The sequence below is a fragment of the Thalassospira profundimaris genome, assembly GCF_003326675.1.
Classification (GTDB): domain Bacteria; phylum Pseudomonadota; class Alphaproteobacteria; order Rhodospirillales; family Thalassospiraceae; genus Thalassospira; species Thalassospira aquimaris.
The window spans coordinates 177,831-194,076 of record NZ_JPWF01000009.1 but is presented as its reverse complement, the minus strand read 5'-3'; the positions used below and the strand labels follow the sequence as shown (position 1 = coordinate 194,076).

General features: G+C 54.9%; 14 protein-coding genes and 3 tRNA genes. 9 read left to right on the top strand and 8 right to left on the bottom strand.

Going from position 1 to position 16,246, the window contains the following annotated elements; translation table 11 throughout:
* Window positions 1-84 precede the first annotated feature (84 nt).
* From mgtE to TH19_RS14670, 3 genes are all read right to left on the bottom strand, one after another.
* Window positions 85-1,488 (bottom strand): magnesium transporter, encoded by a 1,404-nt coding sequence (mgtE, locus tag TH19_RS14680; RefSeq protein ID WP_114103097.1) that lies wholly within the window; start codon window positions 1,486-1,488, stop codon window positions 85-87.
* 202 nt (window positions 1,489-1,690) lie between these two features.
* Complete coding sequence (locus TH19_RS14675) at window positions 1,691-3,982, bottom strand: NADP-dependent malic enzyme (protein ID WP_114103137.1); 2,292 nt, start codon at window positions 3,980-3,982, stop codon at window positions 1,691-1,693.
* Window positions 3,983-4,371: 389 nt separating this feature from the next.
* Window positions 4,372-4,458 (bottom strand) — tRNA-Leu (locus TH19_RS14670).
* A gap of 127 nt (window positions 4,459-4,585) precedes the next feature.
* Between TH19_RS14670 and lipB the strand changes: the two genes are divergently transcribed.
* The 3 genes from lipB to TH19_RS14655 all read left to right on the top strand — a co-directional run bounded on the left by lipB (window position 4,586) and on the right by TH19_RS14655 (window position 7,136).
* Window positions 4,586-5,248 (top strand): lipoyl(octanoyl) transferase LipB, encoded by a 663-nt coding sequence (gene lipB / locus TH19_RS14665; RefSeq protein ID WP_114103096.1) that lies wholly within the window; start codon window positions 4,586-4,588, stop codon window positions 5,246-5,248.
* Complete coding sequence (locus TH19_RS14660; RefSeq protein WP_258547973.1) at window positions 5,245-6,240, top strand: diguanylate cyclase; 996 nt, start codon at window positions 5,245-5,247, stop codon at window positions 6,238-6,240. The genes lipB and TH19_RS14660 overlap by 4 nt, the downstream gene beginning before the upstream one ends.
* Before the next feature lie 356 nt (window positions 6,241-6,596).
* Window positions 6,597-7,136, top strand: a complete 540-nt coding sequence (locus tag TH19_RS14655; protein WP_258547972.1) for a hypothetical protein — start codon at window positions 6,597-6,599, stop codon at window positions 7,134-7,136.
* Between the two features lie 573 nt (window positions 7,137-7,709).
* Here TH19_RS14655 and TH19_RS14650 read toward each other — a convergent pair.
* The gene (locus TH19_RS14650; RefSeq protein WP_114103135.1) at window positions 7,710-8,018 is read right to left on the bottom strand and encodes a DUF4169 family protein; all 309 of its coding nucleotides are present in this window, start codon (window positions 8,016-8,018) and stop codon (window positions 7,710-7,712) included.
* Window positions 8,019-8,160: 142 nt separating this feature from the next.
* Entirely contained in the window at window positions 8,161-9,279 is a 1,119-nt protein-coding gene (locus TH19_RS14645; RefSeq protein WP_114103094.1) for a hypothetical protein, read from the bottom strand.
* A gap of 336 nt (window positions 9,280-9,615) precedes the next feature.
* Here TH19_RS14645 and TH19_RS14640 point away from each other — a divergent pair.
* The 4 genes from TH19_RS14640 to TH19_RS14625 all read left to right on the top strand — a co-directional run bounded on the left by TH19_RS14640 (window position 9,616) and on the right by TH19_RS14625 (window position 11,474).
* A tRNA-Arg gene (locus tag TH19_RS14640) sits at window positions 9,616-9,692 on the top strand.
* Window positions 9,693-9,748: 56 nt separating this feature from the next.
* Window positions 9,749-9,825, top strand: a tRNA-Arg gene (locus TH19_RS14635).
* A 198-nt stretch (window positions 9,826-10,023) separates the two neighbouring features.
* Window positions 10,024-10,812 carry a tellurite resistance TerB family protein gene (locus TH19_RS14630; protein ID WP_114103134.1) on the top strand — a complete coding sequence of 263 codons (789 nt, stop codon included), beginning with the start codon at window positions 10,024-10,026 and terminating at the stop codon, window positions 10,810-10,812.
* Window positions 10,813-10,952: 140 nt separating this feature from the next.
* Window positions 10,953-11,474 (top strand): glycine cleavage system transcriptional repressor, encoded by a 522-nt coding sequence (locus TH19_RS14625; RefSeq protein WP_114103093.1) that lies wholly within the window; start codon window positions 10,953-10,955, stop codon window positions 11,472-11,474.
* Between the two features lie 21 nt (window positions 11,475-11,495).
* On the opposite strand, the gene TH19_RS14620 is transcribed toward TH19_RS14625, so the two are convergent.
* On the bottom strand, window positions 11,496-12,656 hold the full coding sequence (locus TH19_RS14620) for a GGDEF domain-containing protein (protein ID WP_114103092.1): 1,161 nt from the start codon (window positions 12,654-12,656) through the stop codon (window positions 11,496-11,498).
* Between the two features lie 386 nt (window positions 12,657-13,042).
* On the opposite strand from TH19_RS14620, the gene TH19_RS14615 reads away from it, so the two are divergent.
* Window positions 13,043-14,029 (top strand): HpcH/HpaI aldolase/citrate lyase family protein, encoded by a 987-nt coding sequence (locus tag TH19_RS14615; RefSeq protein WP_114103091.1) that lies wholly within the window; start codon window positions 13,043-13,045, stop codon window positions 14,027-14,029.
* A gap of 74 nt (window positions 14,030-14,103) precedes the next feature.
* On the opposite strand, the gene TH19_RS14610 is transcribed toward TH19_RS14615, so the two are convergent.
* Window positions 14,104-15,123, bottom strand: coding sequence for a zinc-binding alcohol dehydrogenase family protein (locus tag TH19_RS14610; protein ID WP_114103133.1), 1,020 nt, complete (start codon window positions 15,121-15,123; stop codon window positions 14,104-14,106).
* A 177-nt stretch (window positions 15,124-15,300) separates the two neighbouring features.
* Here TH19_RS14610 and TH19_RS14605 point away from each other — a divergent pair, with 177 nt between their 5' ends.
* Window positions 15,301-15,669, top strand: coding sequence for a winged helix-turn-helix transcriptional regulator (locus TH19_RS14605; RefSeq protein ID WP_114103090.1), 369 nt, complete (start codon window positions 15,301-15,303; stop codon window positions 15,667-15,669).
* Here the strand turns inward: TH19_RS14605 and TH19_RS14600 are convergent.
* On the bottom strand, window positions 15,666-16,160 hold the full coding sequence (locus tag TH19_RS14600) for a GNAT family N-acetyltransferase (RefSeq protein WP_114103089.1): 495 nt from the start codon (window positions 16,158-16,160) through the stop codon (window positions 15,666-15,668). The two genes, TH19_RS14605 and TH19_RS14600, sit on opposite strands and share 4 nt — an antisense overlap.
* Window positions 16,161-16,246 lie beyond the last annotated feature (86 nt).

The window sequence follows — 16,246 nt, the reverse complement described above, 5'->3', positions numbered from 1 at the left end:
TAGGTAGATCGACAATAAAAAAGCCCCGCGCATCTTTGCTGCGGGGCTTTTCTTTGCCGGTTTATCGGACCGACAACATAACTGTTAAAGCAGGAAGGCCGCGGCCAGTCCAAGGAATGCAAAGAAGCCGACAACGTCGGTAATCGTCGTCAGGAACACCGAGGATGATACTGCCGGGTCAATACCGGCCCGCTCCAGTCCAAGCGGAATAAGTGCGCCAAACAGCCCGGCAAACAGCAAATTGATGATCATTGCCGCACCAATCACAGCACCAAGCAACATGTCATCAAACCAAAGCCATGTGACAGCCCCCGACAAGATCGCAAATGCCAATCCGTTAAGGCCGCAGACGGCAACTTCCTTGCGAATAACACGCCACGCGTTGGTGCTGGTCAGTTCGCGCGTCGCAATTGCGCGCACGGCAACGGTCAGGGTCTGCGTGCCCGCATTCCCCCCCATCGAGGCCACAATCGGCATCAGAACCGCAAGGGCAACCAGTTGCTGGATCGTCCCTTCGAACATGCCGATCACAAGCGACGCCATGATCGCCGTGCCAAGATTGACCAGAAGCCAGGTAAAACGCGACCGCGTGGTATCAAGGATGGCACTTGAAAGGTCATCCTCCTCGCCAACACCGGCAAGACGCATCATGTCTTCTTCATATTCCTCGTCAATAACGTCAACGACGTCATCGACCGTGATCACACCGACAAGACGGCCATTGTCATCGACAACCGGCGCGGAAATCAGGTCGCGCTGACGGAACAGATGGGCGACGTTTTCCTGCTCCTCGGTCACAAGGACCGTTCGCATTTCATCATATTCCATCACATCACGCACCAGAACCGGACGGTTGGTACGGATCACCCGCGACAGCGGCACGATACCGACCGGGCTGTAACGCGGATCAACAACAATGATGTCATAGAAATCATCGGGCAGGCTTTTGGCCGAACGCAGGAAGTCAATCGTCTGGCCAACCGACCAGTAATCCGGGATCGCCACCAGCTCGCGCTGCATGATACGACCGGCGGTATATTCGGGATAAGACAGCGCCTCTTCAACGCGCGCACGTTCGATATCGGAAAGCGCACCCAGAAGTTCGCGTTGTTCTTCTTCGTCAAAATCCTCGATGACCTCGACGACGTCATCGGAATCAAGTTCGGTGATGGCCTCGGCCACCACATCGGTGCCAAGCAGATTGATGACTTCTTCGCGAAGTTCGTCATCAAGCTCGGTCAGGAATTCCGGGTCAAAATCGGGGCGGATCAGGTCGACAAGCTGTACACGCTGGTTCGAGCTTGCCCAGCCCAAAAGGTCGGCGATATCGGCAAAGTGCAATTCGCCAAGCAGTTCGGACGCGGTGTTACTGTCTTCGTCGCCAAGCGCGCCAAAGATTTCGCGTGCATATTCAGGTGTCAGATCGACATATTCGTCGCCGGTGGATGTTTCCGCCGGACGGTCGAGTTCATCAACTTGACCTGTCATCTGCCCCTCCCTGAATTATGTGCTGCTGTTTGCGTCCCGCACCAGATTGCAACTGTCTTATGAAAACGCCGTGCCGGGACATTGATGAACAAAATCCCGACACGGCTGTTTCTGCGCTATCACATGGCCCCGGTCAAGGGCCGCAATAGCAGATTATTTTCCAAACCCCGTCCCGACTTCCAGACAGGGTTCAGCAACCAGGTTACTGGCCTTCCTGACTGCGCGTGACGGCATCAACAACGGCAATTGCCGTCATATTGACGATACCGCGCACAGTGATGGACGGGCTGACCACGTGGGCCGATTTCGCCGCACCAACCAGAATCGGACCAACCGGCAAACCATCGCCGAGCATCTTCACAAGGTTGTAGGAGATGTTGGCTGCATCAAGGGTCGGCATGACCAGAAGGTTTGCCGCACCGTTCAGCATGGAATGCGGGAAGATACGATCACGGATCGGCTGCGAAATAGCTGCATCCGCATGCATTTCGCCTTCGACTTCAAGATCGGGCGCCTGCGTGCGGATCAGTTGCAACGCATCACGCATTTTGCAGGCAGACTTGTTTTCGTGGCTGCCAAAGTTGGAATGCGAAATCAACGCGGCCTTTGGCGTGATGCCAAACCGTTTGACCACATCCGCCGCCATGATGGTGGTTTCGGCCACATGTTCCGGGGTCGGATCGACCGAGACATATGTATCGGTCAGGAAGAACGTCCCCTGCTTCATGATCATCATATTGACGGTCGAGAAATCGGTTACGCCTTTGCGCAGGCCCACAAGGTTGCGGACATAGCGCAGATGACGCAGGAAACCGCCCTGACAGCCACACAACATCGCATCGACCTCGCCACGACGCAACATAAGGGCCGCGATCACGGTCGGACGGGTACGCACGATAGAACGGGCATATTCCGGGTTGATCCCGCGACGGCCCATGATGTTGTGGAAGTCCTGCCAATCCTGTTCGAAATGCGGATTGTCGTCCGGGTCATGGATTTCAATATGCTCATCCGGGATCAGACGCAGGCCAAGCTCCGCAATCCGTTCAAGGATCACTTCACGACGGCCAATCACCACCGGATGGCAGACACCGTCATCAACCAGAACCTGACAGGCCTGAAGCACACGGCGCGATTCGCCTTCGGGATAGACAACGCGTTTTTTGTGCGCGCGCGCCATATCAAAGACCGGCTTCATCACCAGACCGGACCGGAAGACAAAGCCTTCAAGCTGCTGACGGTAATGATCGAAATCCTCAATCGGGCGTTTGGCAACACCGCTATCCATCGCGGCCTTGGCAACACGCGGCGGAATTTCAAGCATCAGGCGCGGGTCAAACGGCTTGGGAATAAGGTATTCCGGGCCGAATTTAAGTTCCTCGCCGCCATAGGCGGTTGCCACCACATCCGATACTTCGGCAGTCGCAAGGTCTGCGATCGCCTCGACCGCGGCAATCTTCATTTCCTCGTTGATCTCGGTCGCACCGACATCAAGGGCACCGCGGAACAGGAACGGGAAACAAAGAACGTTGTTCACCTGGTTCGGATAATCGGTACGGCCGGTTGCCATCACGGCGTCCGGGCGGATTTCCTTGACCAGTTCGGGGGATACTTCCGGGGTCGGGTTGGCCAGCGCCATGATGATCGGGCGTTCACCCATCTTGCGCAGCTCGTCCTCGCCCATGACATTCGGTGCAGACAGACCAAGGAAGATATCGGCACCCTCGACCACGTCACTCAGGGTGCGGGCGTTGGTTTCAATGGCATATTCCGCTTTCCACGGATCCATTTCTTCCTGACGGCCCTTATAGACCACACCAAACCTGTCGGTGACCGTGATGTTTTCCTTGGGCAGGCCCATGGATACCAGAAGGTTCAAACACGCCAGTGCCGCAGCACCGGCACCCGATGCAACCAGACGGACCTTGTTGATGTCCTTGCCGGTAACACGCAGACCGTTCAGAACCGCCGCAGCAACACAGATCGCCGTGCCATGCTGATCATCATGGAAAATCGGAATATTGCAGCGTTCGCGCAACGCCTTCTCGATGATGAAGCATTCCGGTGCCTTAATGTCTTCAAGGTTAACGCCGCCGAAGGTCGGCTCGAGTGCGGCGACGATATCAATGAATTTCTGCGGGTCGGTTTCGGCAACCTCAAGGTCAAAGACATCGATATTGGCGAATTTCTTGAACAGAACCGCCTTGCCTTCCATCACCGGCTTGGATGCCAGCGGGCCAATCGGACCAAGGCCCAAAACCGCCGTACCGTTGGAAATCACCCCGACAAGGTTGGCGCGTGCGGTATATTCCGCCGCGGTATCGGGATTTTTGACGATTTCCTCGCAGGCGAACGCAACGCCCGGCGAATATGCCAGCGCAAGGTCACGCTGGTTGGCAAGGGTCGTCGTTGCCGTTACGGACAATTTCCCCGGGGTGGGATACCGGTGATAGTCCAAAGCTGCTTCACGCAGCTTGTCATTTCTATTTGCCATCATAATACCTTTTAATTTCAGGTATTTACATTAATTAACCACGAAATGGTTAAATCCTGATAATTCACTTTAGTGGGAAACACAGACTAAATGAGTTTCCCCGGCGTTTGAAGCACTCAGTGTATCGTCCTGCCAAAAGGCTGCATTGCATAATTTTCAACGCCGCACCGCACAACAAATCAACTGGTTATCTCGCAACTGCGTCCATCTATCGGATGCCCGTCAGTGCCCTCTGACTGGAACATTGTAGGGCATATATGGGGAAGGTCCAGAAACGAAAAAACCCGCCGTTTCTGGCGGGCTTATTTTCTCGGGAAACTACACTTGCCTGAACGGCAACCAGAACCCTGAAAACAAAAAAGCCCCCTCTTGAAAAGAGGAGGCGTTTTTGGTGCGGTCGAGAAGACTCGAACTTCCACGGGGGTTAGCCCACAGCGACCTCAACGCTGCGCGTCTACCAATTCCGCCACGACCGCATATTGTCTGCAGCAAAGCCCGTGAGGTTTCGAAGTGGGCTTGCCTTGGCGCGGAAAGGGAGATAGCAAATTGATTACCCCTGATCAAGGGCTCATTTCACTTAATTTCATTTATTTGTCAGGAAAAATGCAAAGTCACGCCCCAACCGCGCAAATCATCGAGTGGCGCACCACCTCCGAGTTGGTTTCCTACCCCGAAGCCCTTGCCGAAATGGAAGCCCGCGCCGAAGCGATCCATACCGGCGAAGCCAATGAACTCGTTTGGTTTCTTGAACATCCGCCACTTTATACGGCCGGCACCAGCGCCCATCAGGAAGATTTGGTCGATCCTGATCGATTTCCTGTCTATGACGCGGGCCGCGGCGGGCAATATACCTATCACGGGCCGGGTCAGCGGACGGTTTACCTGATGCTGGACCTTAAGAATCGGGGCAGAGACGTTCGAAAATACGTCCATAACCTCGAAGAATGGGTGATTCGCACGCTGGCTTTGCTTGGCATCACGGGGGAACGACGCGACGGCCGTGTCGGAATCTGGGTGGTGCGCGATGATGGCCGTGAAGACAAGATTTCCGCCATTGGCGTGCGGGTTCGCCGCTGGGTGACCTTCCATGGAATCGCCATCAATGTTGCACCGGACCTGTCGCATTTTGGCGGAATCGTGCCGTGTGGCATTTCCGACCATGGTGTTACAAGCCTTGCCGACCTCGGGGTCGATATTTCTATGGAAGAACTCGATCGCCTGTTAAAACAGACGTTTAGTGAAGTCTTTCCCGAGCCGACGGAATGAACGAGAAGTCGCAGACATCATCATCATCCCCCGCCAAATCCAAGGGCAGCAGTCAGGGTCATAAAATGCCTGAAAGTGTTGCTGATGGGGGGATGGCCGATGCTGAACGCGACATTCTGGCCGAACTTGAAAAGGCACTGGGCGAACATATCGCCCTGCTTTTGCGCTGGAATCGCAAACTTGTTCTTCCCGATTCTCCGAATCCGTCCGAGATCGATGATGACGAACATGATTGCGATTTTGGCGCCTGGTACACGCTTAATCGTCACAATCGCCTGATTGATCAACCCGCCATGCATGCCTTGGCCGCCACCCATCAGCAATTACACGATTCGGCAAAGCGGCTTTTGACCGCGCGCGAGATTGATGGCGAAGTCGATTCGGCCGAATTCGACATGATGGCCCTTCGCGCCGAATCGTTTTTTGCCCAGTTGCGTCGTCTTGAACGGGCATTCCGCACCGCACGATCCGATGTTGACCCGTTGACCGGCACCTATAACCGTCAAACCATGATGGGGGATTTGAATGCGGAACGCGAACGTGCGATTCGCACCGAAATCCCGACTGCAATTGCCCTTGTCGATCTTGATCACTTTAAATCGGTTAACGACACCTATGGCCATCAGGCTGGCGACCTCGTTCTGCAATCGGTTGCCGGTATCCTGCAATCGCATGTCAGACCGTTCGACAAGGTATACCGTTATGGCGGGGAAGAATTCCTGATCTGCCTGCCCAATGCCGATATGAAACAGTGCGCACGCGTCCTTGAACGTCTGCGCCGCGTGATCGAGGCATCCCCGGTCGCAATCAGCGATGATAAAATCCTGCCCGTCACGGCCTCCATCGGGGCCGCCCCGATGACCAAGGGCCGAACCGTCGAACAGATCATCGAAAAGGCCGACAAGGCACTTTACGCTGCCAAGGAAGGCGGTCGTAACCGCGTGCGGGTCTGGCGAAGCCCCGACACAAAAGCAGCCCCCAAATCCTCTTAGAACGCGTCAGCAACCCTCTGAAGGATGCACAGCACCTTCTGACCACCTCTTTACGATAGGGTGCTGTCGATCAGGCGATCACGCAATTGTGCGATTTTCTTCCTTAGCCGCGTCCGGGTGGAAAATTCCCATTCTGATCGGAAATTCAAATCCCTAGGCGATGAATGCGATCCAGTTCACGCAGAGGAACAAAAAATTCCACCCAGGCGCAATCTTGTCTTCACAAGTTCGAAACATATCTGCAAACTATAATAATAAGAAAGGCAGCAGGGCCTCGCCCGCAAAGCAAGCCCGACGACAGAGAAAAGCTGCCCGCTTGGGAGGGAATTCGGTTCTATTTGAACGGAGGCCCATCTATGTCCAGTTCTATGGATTTCGCGCCTGGCGATCCCGCCTTGATGCTGACAGTGCTACGCAGCGCCGAAGCAAATCTTGACCGCAGCATGTTGCTGCGTCGTGTCCTTTCCCTTTTCTGCACAGATGATGACGGCAATCAGGTTGCCATCGAAGACGGCCCGGATTTGCAGCGTCGCATTGATGCGGCGATTGCCAATTTGCAATTGGCCGGATTGATCCGCATGACTGCCGGTGACGAGCTTTCCATCACATCCCTCGGCAGCGCCATGATGATGGCCTACCCGCTGGGGATTGATGACGGTGTTCTTTGCTCCCTGCCTGCCTTCCGCAACCAGATTTATGAAACCTATGCCCCGGTGGTTCATGAACGCCACCTGCCCAATCCGGCCTATGGTTCCGGCTTTTCCGCCGGTCTGGATGCGCACCGTCTGACAGAAAATCCCTATCCGTCGGATTCCCGTGATCACGAGGATTGGCTGATGGGATGGGACGAGGCCCTTGATCAAAGCAAGCGCGAAGCAGAAACACTTTTGAACTGATTTCCGGTTTCGCCCGGCCCTCGGTTCCCGATTTGCGACCGGCACCAGTGTGATGATTGTCCGTTGGTGTTGTGATTTGAATCCCCGACAACACGTCGGCCCCTGCCGTGCATGTCCAATGTAACGGACCAAACCTGCCCGCGTGATCGCAGTGTTGGCATCAAGCCTTTGCCACTGCGTTTCCGACACGGGTGGCGCTAGACTGCCCCCTCCCCCAGCAAGCCAGCACACAGCATCGCCAGAAGGCGTTTTGCGCGCCGTTCCGGTATCGACATTTCAAAGCATGTTGCCCTAGATCTGATCCTCTTTGCCGGAGGCATCATTGTGTCTGGCGAGGAAAGGTTTGCAGAGCTTAGCGGGGCTACGGTCAAGAACCTTGACGCTGCGGGGCAAAACGATGTCCCGGCCCGAAGGGTCTGATTTTAGCGGCCTCTGACCGCGTTACGCCGCTTGAACGATGCACAGCATCGTCCTGTGCGCTGTGCCTTGCCAAATGACACGCCAAAAACAAGTAAAGTGAACCAAGTTTAAGGCAACATGCTTTAGGAACGGGAAGTGTTTGCCAAGCAGCAGTCAGGCCGGGTCATTACCGGGCTTTTTGTTGCCGAAGATCGATACAACATTCTCCGGCTCATCAGGGTGTGAAACCTCGGATTCCACCGCACCGGTTGATGCCGTATCCGCGCCGTTATTGTCGCCCGCTTCTTCCGATGATCGTTGATGACCATCAAGATGCTTTTCCGCTGCACGATTGCGCGCATCGGATAAATCGCGTTCATGACGGCTGCGACCATGCTGAATGCGGTTTTCGTCGGCCTTCTTGGCCTTTTGATCGCGTTGCTTGCGCTTGCGCGCCTGACGCAGATTGACGAGATCACCCATCATATTCTTCTTGGGTTGAGACGGCGTCAAACCGTCAAGATACTGCCGGACATTCCCGACCTTGAAAAAACAAACGGGTGCTTCGATTTCCCGAAGCACCCGTCATAGCCGTTCTTAAAATCCGTAAAATGTCCGACCGGACTTAGCGCACGAAGACATGCACCTCGTTGGCGGAAACAGATGCGCTGGTGGCATCCGATGCACGCACGCGCGAGCTCGGCATTCCCATATCGGTCAGGGAACGCAAAACCGACTGCGCATTACGCTTGGATTTGTTGGAATTCAGGGCAACCTGCGCCGGCGTACCGCGATTCGGGGTCACAGCAACCACGTCAAAGCTTGCCTGCGGGCGACGCTCGAGAACGCGGTTCACCGCGTTATAAAGCGCCTGCTCGTATTTCACGTTGGCACTGTCAAACCGAATGACCACCAGCGGGCGGTCACTGGTTGCGGCCATACGCTGGCTACCCGATGCCGGTGCTGCCTGTGACTGGAAAACACGCTTGGAAAGCGAATCCCCAAAGATTTCACCGTTCTTAACAGCAAGCGCCAGGGCATTCAGGTTCGCACGTTCGGTGCTGACATAGGATGTCTGACGCGACAGGCTTTCACTGATTTCATTAAGAAGACGGTCAATCAGCACCGTGGTGCGGTTGGTTTCGTCTTCAAGCAGGGCAAGCTGACGGTGATCTTCGTCCACCGCACCCGATACCTGATAGGCAGAACGAACGGATTCAAGCAGGAAGGTCGAAAGGGTGCTGTCCGCAGCAACCTTGTTCGCCAGCGAGTTCAGCGCGGCGATATCGTCATTCACGCGATCCAGTTCGGACTGGGCCGTGTTCCACTGCTGTACCAGAACCGGGTTGCCCGGCGTGGTACCAACCTGCAAACGGGCACTGATCGCAGCCACAGTACCATGATAGGCCTGCGAATGTGCGACAGTCTGTGCGCGAAGCTGTTGCAGTTCATTATTGTGTTGGTTCAGAGCACCCTTAAGACGGTTAAGCTCCTGCTGCATGTTCTCGACCTTGGAACCAACAAAGGTTCCGGTCTGAGACACACCGGTCAACGGCTGCGTGCTTGCCGCAACATCGTAACTGGTGGTGGCATTTGCACCAACCGGCTCGGATGCGACCATGTTTTCCTGGGTCGTATCTTCTTCGCCAGCAAGCGTCGGCCACAGGGCCTCAGAAGAAAAAGAACATCCCCCCAGCATAAGGGCGGTGCCGATTACGGCAAGGTAGGTTTTACGAACGGCCATTTCGATCTATTACCTAAGTAGAAATATGCGAATCTCCCTGGGCTTGCTTTTTTATGTGATGAAACAAGCCCCTGTTCCCCCGGGATTGAAAGCATCTTAGTCCACGACCACTTATGGAACAAGACGCATTTGCCCCTTTTTTGCCGAGTCTTGTCCATAAGTCCGACAAACCGGACAAAGCCGGGCAAAACAAGTGCGTAACAGTCCCGAAAACTGTGCCAGATGAAAAAATACCTTTTTTTGAAATTTACTGCTTGCAATGCCCTGCTCGTTTGCATAAGTTCCGCTCCGCCGACGGGGAGCACACCCAAGCAAACCGCCGGAAACTAAGGCAAAGCGCCCGTAGCTCAGCTGGATAGAGCATCTGACTACGAATCAGAAGGCCGGAGGTTCGAATCCTTCCGGGCGCGCCATTGAAAGGCTCGACGTCACCGCGTCGAGCCTTTACCATTTACGTAAGCTTTAAAAAGCGCCCGTAGCTCAGCTGGATAGAGCATCTGACTACGAATCAGAAGGCCGGAGGTTCGAATCCTTCCGGGCGCGCCAGTCAAAGGCCCGACGTTATCGCGTCGGGCCTTTGTTCTTTTCTGCTTTCCCTGCCAACCACACCTCAAGAATCCCGGTGCTGTGAACTGGGCCACAACACCCGCAATATCAAAGGCATAATTGCCATTCCTGCCGCCCCTGCCACTTGCGATCCAAATCCGTCAGGTCATATCCAGTGGACTGGAAAAGGAGAATTCGATGGATATTGGCAAACTTCTTGGCGGCGTTCTGGGTTCAGGTAGCAGCACAGGATCAGGTAGCAATGGCGATGTGCTCGGTAATATCGCCAGAAGTGCCGGACTTTCATCGCAAACCGCCTCCAAGGCCAAGGAAGGCATTGGCAATGCGATGGGGAATGGCGTTGGCGGCGGGCTGATTGGCGGTGCGATATCGGGTGGATTGATGTCCGCCCTGTTGGGTTCCAAGAAGGGCCGCAAGGTCGGCGGCAAGGTTTTGGCATATGGCGGAACCGCCTTGGTGGCCGGGCTTGCCTATAAGGCTTGGCGCGATTATCGCAACAACCAGCCGCCAACCGATCACAGCCAGGACCGGGACATCACACAGGTCCCCACTGACAGCGGCTTTGCCCCGGAACAGGAACGCGGCGCTGATAACAGTGATTTTCGCCTGTCTTTAATCCGCGCAATGATTGCGGCGGCCAAATCCGATGGTCACATTGATCAAAGTGAACATGCCCGGATTTCTGATCAGATCACCCGGTTTGACCTTGGTCCGGATGAAAAGGCCTTTTTGTTTGATGCCTTTTCCGCGCCGGCCAATCCGATTGAAATTGCGAAACTGGCAAAGACCGAAGAACAGTCCGCCGAAATTTATCTGGCATCATGTCTGGCGATTGATCCCGATGACCCGGCCGAGCAACACTATCTTGATCGTCTGAGTGACGGGTTGCGCATCTCTGATGATCTCAGAACCCATCTGGATTTTCAGGCCCGGAATGCGCGCAATGTCGACATCACTGCCAATTAAAGAACGTGTTTTCAATATATTGAAACCCGTCTGGCGACGATGGCACCAACTGTCATGATCAAAAGAAATGGGCAGCCTTGCCAACCGGTGATATCCTAGACCAAACAAAAGCCCCGCGGATTTTTGCCAGGAGTGCCAAGATGAAAGCCAACACCCGTATCACCATTTCATGCACCGACCGGGTCGGTCTTGTTTCCGATATTTCCGGGTTTCTTTTTGATATTGGCGCCAATCTTGGCCCGACATCCTTCGCCCTTGATGGCGACAGTGCGCGGTTTGAAACCAGTTGCGAGCTTCCCGAAGATTGCCCGCAATCGGAATGTGCTGCGGGCCTTAAGGAACTTGCACTGGAAAAGGCCGATATTCAGGTCGAAAGCATCGCCGCAGCACCGGAACTGACCACCGCACCGGGTGCAACCCATATGATTGAATGTTCCGGCATTGATCAGCCGGGCCTGATTGCCCGTCTTTCGGAAATTTTCATCGAATATAACGCCAATATCGTGCGCATGGCGGCATCGGCAACCGATGAAAAGGATGCGCGGATTTATACGACCCGCTTTGCCGTCGCCATTCCGGCCGAACGTGCGGCCAACTGCCTTGCGACACTTGCCAATACGGCGGGTTCGATGCGGTTGCTGTTCAAGTTTGACGAACTGTAAGCAACAAAAACAGGTGTAAGCTTACAGGACCACCCGGTTTCGACCGGCCTGTTTTGCTTCGTACAGTTTCTGGTCAGCACGTTTCAAAACACCCCACGGGTCGCTGGTATCGTCATCGCGTTCGGATATCCCGACCGAGATGGTGACCGACACGGCCTTGTTCTTTTCGGGCGGGGTGATCTTGTTATCGGCAATCCGCTTGCGCAATGCCTCAAGCGGTTCGCTGGCTTTTTCCGCACTGCGCCCGGCAAAGACAACGGTGAATTCTTCGCCGCCATACCGGAATGCCTTGCCGCCACCGCCAACACGGGCCAGTTCGCGGGCGACCTTTTTCAAAACAATGTCCCCAACATCATGACCATAGGTGTCGTTGAACTTTTTGAAGTGATCAACGTCCAGCATGGCAACCGCATATTGATTGCCAAGCTCCGCCATGGCATGGCCAAGCGCGCGCCGCCCCGGAAGGCCAGTCAAATCATCCACAAATGCCATCCGCCAGGCTTCCTGCGCCAACCCGGCAAGAACCACGCCGGTCGCGGCAAGATAGCCATACTGAATGATGCCGGTTCCCATCACGGTCGCAACATCAATGGCAATGATCGCCGCGGCAAAGCTGGTTTCAAGCGGCTTGTGGCGGATCAACAGCAACACGACCGCGACAAAGGACAGGATCATCGCCGGATGGGGCATCGCCCCCATGATCCCGTCACTGGCAAAGAAACGGGTATCAAGCAGATGATAAAGGGCGGACCCGACATCAGGCTGCCCCGCCAGCATCAGCATCACGAATATCTGCAATCCCAGTACCAGCATCCGGGCAATTCCGCGCGGGTTCAAAACCCCGCGTTCGGCAGTAAAGCCAAGGATAAGAAGGTTCACCGGGATCAGATAAAGCGTCGCGATGCGCAAAAAGGCCAATCCGTCCGGCGAAAAGCCCGCCCCGTTGCCAACCAGAAGCCAATAGCAAATCAGCAGCAACAGCATGACGAAAACCGCCCGCCCGCGGTTGAACCACCATCCGATTGCCCCGCCCAGCATCGCCAACAGGAACGGCCCGTAACGGACCAGCCCGGCAAGCTCGCCCGGCACCAGTCCCGGTGACACTGCCAGAACAAGGCAGGCCCCCATGATCAAAACTGGCGCCATACCGGCAGAAACAATGATGGAATAAGCGCGACGCATGGGTCGTAGTTACTACCTGCTGATGGGACGATCGGGGTCAAATGCTGCAAACCGACCCTGAATATCGGCGGTAATCTAACGGCACAGCCGTTAAGGGGCTATTGCTTTATCGGGCTTATCTCCAATTTTTCTTATTTAAGCCTGCAACTTTTCGCGCATCCGTCGAAAGCACAACAGGCGGCACGCTTTTTAAGCTTGCCAGCATTCGCATATGCACCATAAATTGAGGTCAGGCTTACCGCGACGCACAATGATCGCGGACCACATAACTGTCACGGCGGCCACGGTACGATCCCGAAAACGGGACGCAAAACACGCCAACAGCACTGACCGGCAAATCGTCGGCGATGCCTATTTGAAATGACAGGTTCTGGAGAGACGTTATCATGAGCTTCACCACACCGACCCCGGCCCCTGCGCGCCTGAACAGATCGGAACTTGCTGTGCCCGGCAGCCGGATCGAGCTGTTTGAAAAGGCTGCCAAATCCAAGGCCGATGCCATTTTCCTTGATCTGGAAGACGCGGTTGCGCCCAGCGACAAGGAACAGGCCCGCAAAAACATTATCCAGGCAATCAACGACATTGACTGGGGCGACAAGGTCCTGTCGGTCCGCATCAACGGCCTTGATACTCATTATATGTATCGTGATGTTGTCGATGTTCTCGAACAGGCCGGTGACCGGCTTGATCTGATCATGATCCCCAAGGTCGGCACGGCGGCCGATGTCTATGCGCTTGATATGCTGACGACCCAGATCGAAGCCGCCAAGGGCCGCAAGAAACGCATCGGTTTCGAACTGATTATTGAAACCGCCCTTGGTATGCAAAACATCCACGAAATTGCCGCCGCCTCCCCGCGCAATGAAAGCCTGCATTTTGGCGTGGCGGATTATGCGGCCTCTACCAAGGCGATGACGACCGGCATTGGCGGCCCGAACCCGCATTATGGTGTTCTGACCGATAAGGATGGCGATAATCCGCGTGACTATCACTGGGGTGATATGTGGCATTACGCCATTGCCCGCATGGTGGTGGCCGCACGCGCCAATGGTCTGCGCCCGATTGATGGTCCGTTTGGCGACTTTTCCGATCCCGACGGCTACCGCGCGCAAGGATCGCGCGCCATGGTCCTGGGCTGCGAAGGCAAATGGGCGATCCATCCAAGCCAGATCGGCCTTGCCAATGATGTTTATTCCCCGTCCGAGGCCGAAGTTACCAAGGCCAAACGTATTCTTGAAGCCATGGCAAAGGCACAGGCCGAAGGTGCCGGTGCCGTCGCCCTTGATGGACGCTTGATTGATATCGCATCGATCAAACAGGCCGAAGTCATGGTCAAACAGGCCGAGGCCATCGCCGCCCGCGACGCCGGTTAATTCCCGCCTGATCGAATGCAAAGGGGCGCAGATCATTGCGCCCCTTGTCTTTTAGACGATCACGACTGACTAGATCAGGCAATCCCGTCAAAGGTGATCTTGCCAATCGCCTTGCCGCTTTCCAAAAGCGCATGCGCCTTTTGCAGGTTTGCCGGGGTTAGCGGGCCGAAGCTTTCAGTGGCGGTATTGGCAATAACACCCTCGTCAACCAGTTGCGCCACCGTTGCCAGCAACTTGTGCTGTTCGATCATATCAGCCGTCTGGAACATCGAACGGGTGAACATGAACTCATAGGAGAAGCTGGCCGATTTGGCTTTCAGCAGATCGACATTGTGATTTTCCTTGGCCTCGGTGATCGTCACGATCCGGCCTTGCGGGGCAATCAGCTTTGCCATCACATCAAAATACTGATCGGTTTCAGATGTGCAGAAAATGTAATCGACATTGGCGACACCTTGGGCTGCAAGCTCCTCATCAAGCGGGTTACGATGGTTGATCACGCTATCCGCACCCAGCTTTTTGACCCATTCGATGGTTTCCGGGCGTGATGCCGTCGTGATGACCTTAAGCCCCGCAAGCTTTGCCAACTGAATGGCAATGGAACCCACGCCACCGGCACCGCCAATGATCAAAATGGTTTTCGATGCGTTGGCATCCACCGCCGCACGATCAATCAGCAAACGGTCAAACATCGCCTCCCACGCAGTAATCGTGGTCAATGGCAAGGCGGCGGCCGCCGCGAAATCAAGGGATTTGGGTTTCGGTGCAGCAATACGTTCATCCACCAGCTGCAACTCGGTGTTTGAGCCCGACCGGGTTACATCACCGGCATACCAGACCTCGTCACCCGGACGAAACAGGGTGACATCTTCGCCAACCGCCTCGACCACACCGGCGGCGTCCCAACCAAGAATCTTGAAGGCACCGTCATCCTGCTTGCCCTTGCGCACTTTGAAATCAACCGGGTTCACGGCAATGCCTTTTACCCGAACAAGAATATCGCGACCGGTCGCGACCGGGGCTTCGGTTTCGATTTGCTCAAACAGTCCCTCGGTTTCAACCGGGGCAGATTTGTAAACACCAATGGCTTTCATCTTGGGCATTCCTTCTGTTCAAAGGTTTGATTTGTGAATGCCCCAGAAGTAGAGCATAATCACAAATGTGATAAGTACGCACAATTTCTGCATATAGTGACATTTTGTATACTATTGCTGTTTTCTGCGGGATACCGCACCTTCGCCCCCATCGTCACACCAGTTTGGAGACATCAGATGAATGTTTGCCCGCCCAATCGCAGCCCCGGCTGCCCGGTCGAAGGGGCGCTTGATGTCATTGGCGGCAAGTGGAAAGGGGTTGTGATGTTCCATCTTTTGCATGGAACCAAGCGCTTCAACGAGTTGCGCCGCATGATGCCCGGCGTCACCCAGCGAATGTTGACCCGCCAATTGCGCGAACTGGAGGCAGATGGCCTTGTGCATCGTGAAGTGTATGCCGAAGTCCCGCCACGGGTGGAATATAGCCTGACGGCCAAGGGCGAAACGCTGCGCGATATTATCCTGGCCCTTAAGGCATGGGGTGAAACCCATGTGCCATATTACGCCCTTTCCAAACTCGGTGTTCCCGAAACAGAAACGGCTTAGGACACGGTAAGGTCGCGGGCCATTTTCCAGAACGTGGTGCGGTCATAGCCGTCATGAACACCTTCACCGGCAATTTCAAACCCGCGGGATCGGAAAAAGGCGATATTATCGACAAGCTCGACCCGGACATGCAGCCGGACCTTTTCCTTATCGCGTTTCCTTGCAAAATCGCATGCCGCCTCAACAAGGGATTTGCCAATCCCTGCCCCCTTGATCGCGGGGTCGACCGACAATTTATATAGATAGGCGTCCTTGCCGACATCTTCGATCCAGACCTGCCCGACCACCATGCCGTGATCATCTGTTGCCAGAAACAGGGTATCGCGGGCAAATCGCCACTGCAGTTCCGAAACTGTAACCGACTTTGCCGAACTTGGCGGATCGACAATGTCATCCTGAAAGGCAAACGCGGCCAACAGAATTTCAACAAGACGCTCAAACGGAACGTTTTCAGGTACTTGCGGGACTGTGATCTGGATACTGGACGTCATCGTAACCCATGTGCAAAATGTCACTGCTTATAGAGTGAACTTTACGCCATAATTCTTACGTAAACGGAAAATATGGATAGCTTATC